This is a genomic window from Methylibium sp. T29, assembly GCF_000576205.1.
GTDB classification, from domain to species: domain Bacteria; phylum Pseudomonadota; class Gammaproteobacteria; order Burkholderiales; family Burkholderiaceae_C; genus Methylibium; species Methylibium petroleiphilum.
This window is the reverse complement of the sequence record NZ_AZND01000343.1, coordinates 1-2,929: the sequence shown is the minus strand read 5'-3', so window position 1 is coordinate 2,929 and position 2,929 is coordinate 1. Positions and strand designations below refer to the sequence as shown.

General features: G+C 62.0%; 6 protein-coding genes. All 6 read left to right on the top strand.

Translation table 11 applies throughout. The features are described from left to right. Positions 1 to 373 (top strand): hypothetical protein (locus x551_RS25990; protein ID WP_036250779.1); only part of this gene is annotated, 373 nt, incomplete at its 5' end. Positions 374 to 1,163: 790 nt separating this feature from the next. After that, complete coding sequence (locus x551_RS20545) at positions 1,164 to 1,373, top strand: hypothetical protein (protein WP_036250776.1); 210 nt, start codon at positions 1,164 to 1,166, stop codon at positions 1,371 to 1,373. Next, on the top strand, positions 1,370 to 2,113 hold the full coding sequence (locus x551_RS20540; RefSeq protein WP_036250773.1) for a hypothetical protein: 744 nt from the start codon (positions 1,370 to 1,372) through the stop codon (positions 2,111 to 2,113). Before x551_RS20545 ends, x551_RS20540 begins: the two co-directional genes overlap by 4 nt. Continuing rightward, positions 2,110 to 2,400: a hypothetical protein gene (locus x551_RS20535; protein WP_036250770.1), complete on the top strand. Its 291-nt coding sequence runs from the start codon at positions 2,110 to 2,112 to the stop codon at positions 2,398 to 2,400. Before x551_RS20540 ends, x551_RS20535 begins: the two co-directional genes overlap by 4 nt. Then, a complete protein-coding gene (locus tag x551_RS25985) occupies positions 2,393 to 2,548 on the top strand; it encodes a hypothetical protein (protein ID WP_161728104.1) in 156 nt (51 codons plus the stop codon). Before x551_RS20535 ends, x551_RS25985 begins: the two co-directional genes overlap by 8 nt. Continuing rightward, the gene (locus x551_RS20530) at positions 2,545 to 2,886 is read left to right on the top strand and encodes a hypothetical protein (protein WP_036250767.1); all 342 of its coding nucleotides are present in this window, start codon (positions 2,545 to 2,547) and stop codon (positions 2,884 to 2,886) included. Before x551_RS25985 ends, x551_RS20530 begins: the two co-directional genes overlap by 4 nt. Positions 2,887 to 2,929: the final 43 nt, after the last annotated feature.

Below are 2,929 nucleotides of genomic sequence, written 5' to 3'. Positions count from 1 at the left end.
GTGCCAGCCGTGCCATGAAGACGAGCACGACCGCAAGGACATTCGCACCGAGTTGATGGCTCGGCTCGCTGTTGATGGGCCGATGAGCCTTGACGATTTCATGGCCTACGGTTCTGGCGCCATGCCGGATTGGATGGCCGACGATGTTCTCAAGGCTCTCTTTGAGCAAGTGCGCTCTATCAAGCCGCAGCAGTTCGCGGGCGGGAGGTTTCTAAGGAATCTGGACGTCTTCGGCATCGGCCGTGAAGGCTATGAGTTGATGGCGGACCTCCTAGACGACCCAAGCAGTCAGTTCTTTGGTGATCTTCTGGATGTGATGCGAAAGCATGGTGTGAAGCTGCTGGGCGACGCCAAGGGGGATGGAGTTGCCTAACCGCATCCTCCGCGAAGGAATCCTGACGAGCCCGCGCATAGCGAAGCTCGGCTGGGCCGATGAGACGTTCTACCGCCGGCTGATGTCGGTGGTGGACGACTTCGGCCGTTACTACGCGGACCACGGGCTGCTACGTGCAGCCTGCTACCCGAGGCAACTCAACAAGGTTTCCGACTCGGACATTGGGAAGTGGCTGCGCGCTTGCGTAGACGCGGCCCTTGTAAGGGTGTACCCGGCTCAGGACGGGGAGAGCTACCTTCAGTTGCTGGACTTCAGGCAGCAGACGCGCGCAAAGACGAGCAAGTACCCAGCAATGGATAGCGTATGCGTAGCAGATGCTGAGCATACGCACATCGATGGCGAAGCAGATGCGCCCGTATTCGTATTCGGAGACGTAGTCGGAGACGTATCCCCCCAACCCCCCACGGGGGCAGTCGGTTTGATGAGTTTTGGGCGCTCTGGCCTTCCCACCCGCGGAAGGCTGCCGAGTCTCAATGCCGGGACAAGTGGGAGACCAAGGGCTGCGAGCCTATTGCCGATCGAGTTATCTCCGGCCTCAGGGCGCACATCGCATCCGAGATCTGGGCTAAGGATGGCGGGCAGTTCATCCCGGCGCCGATGACTTGGCTGAACCAGTGCCGCTGGGAGCTGCGGTGGTCCCGGCGCGATCGACCCAAGCCGCAACGAGCACCGCCGCCGTGCTCTCCGCTATGGACGAGCGCGCAGCGACAGCGACAAAGCCCCCGCCAACCCTGAAGGCGGTAGCTCAATCGATCAAGTCGGAGGCTGCATGACTGCCTACGAATCCGGCTTCACCGACGGCGAGCACCAAGCCTTTAAAGACCGCCGCAATCACATCCGCAGGACGCGCCCGGAGCTTCCGCTTCAGACGGCCTACCTGAGCGGATGGTGGGACGGCTACACACCGCGCAGCCTGACCTGGCTGCTCCACAAGGACCCGCAGCCTTATTGGGCTGACCGCGAATCGGAAATCGCATGACCCCCTTCCAAACCATCGAATCCATCATCAAGGCCGCTGGCTCGAATGGCGCAGCCGTTACCGAGATCAAGATTCCTGGGATCAAGCCCGTCAGCATCAAGGCTTCGGTCAGTCGCTATTGGCAGAAGGGCCTGCTGTTCCGTGTCGGCTACGGCAAGCACATCCGGTACTTCACGACCGAAGTGGAAGCCATGGCTTACAACTGGCCAGCACGGCTTACAGAGATCAAGGCCGAGATTGCCGAGAACGCCAAAGCCCGCTACCAGCGCCGCCTCGATGCCAAGCGCGAAGGCCGGAAGTTCGTGCGCGTCGATCCGTTTCCTCAGTTCGCCGAAGTCGTCAGGAAGTGCGGCAAGCGTGGTGCTTCGATCGCTCACCTCGAAACCGAACTGAACCTGCCTCGCGGCACGCTGCTTTCACGGATCAAGACCTACCTAGACAAGGGAGTTCTCGTCCGAGTTGGTCAGAGCACGGTCACTCGGTACTTCCTCGACCAACAAGCGGCATCCGCCTACGCTTCTGCAGTCGAGCGGCGGACCAAGCCCAAAGGCGCAGCCTCACCCTGGCGCGCCGAGACCCCGACCAAGCGCAACACCACGCATCAGCCACGCCTGCCCGTCGAGATCATCAACCCCGGCGTGCCGATCCAGCAGATTCCCTGCAGCAACGACTACCGCTTCAGCGTCTCGCCCCACTTCAAAGGCGAGTTCACCCGCGAGTGGCAGGAGAAGCGCGCATGACCCCGCAAAACCCCTGGGTGGCCGATGTATGGGAAGTCCTCTCCCGCACCAAGCAGACAGCCTCCTTCCAAGACCTGATCACGCAGTTCGGGTCGGTTTCCGGCGTGCCAAACATGCAAACGGTGGTCGACAACGCTGTGCGTGGTGGATGGCTGCGCCGTGTTGGCGGGAGGTATGAGGCATCCGTGCCGCTGAAGCTGGAGAAGGGGCCGCCGCAGCCGTGGAGGTACGTCGAGGGGCTGGGTCAGGTGAGCAGTGTGTTTGAGCTGGGAGCCCGCCATGCGTGACATTGATGCTGAGGACGAATTGACCTTGACGCTAGGCCGATGGGCGTGGCTCGCGATTGCTGCGGGTCTAGCGTTCTGGTGCACGTTGCTCTACGGCCTTGCCAATCTGATTGATCTGCTGGTGTGGATGTATCGAGGCGCGCTGTGAGCGAGCTTGAGGCCGAGATGGCGCTCCAGATAAGGGCCTACAAGCTCCCCACGCCTGAGCGCGAATTCAGGTTCACCAAGGGGCGCCGGTTCCGCTTCGACTTCGCTTGGCCTGACGCCAAGGTGGCGCTCGAAGTGGAGGGCGGTGTCTGGAGCGGTGGCCGGCACTCGCGCGGGGCTGGATTCAACAGCGATTGCGAGAAGTACGCGCTGGCGACGCTTGAGGGCTGGCGGGTATTCCGCGTCACCACAAACCACATCAAGAGCGGCGACGCGATCCAGTGGATTCAGGCGGCGCTGTCGGTCAGGGCGGGCGGATTCGAGATGGTGTGCCCATGACGCAGCTAGCCCTGGCCGTCTTCGGCCTCGCCGCCCTTTGGTT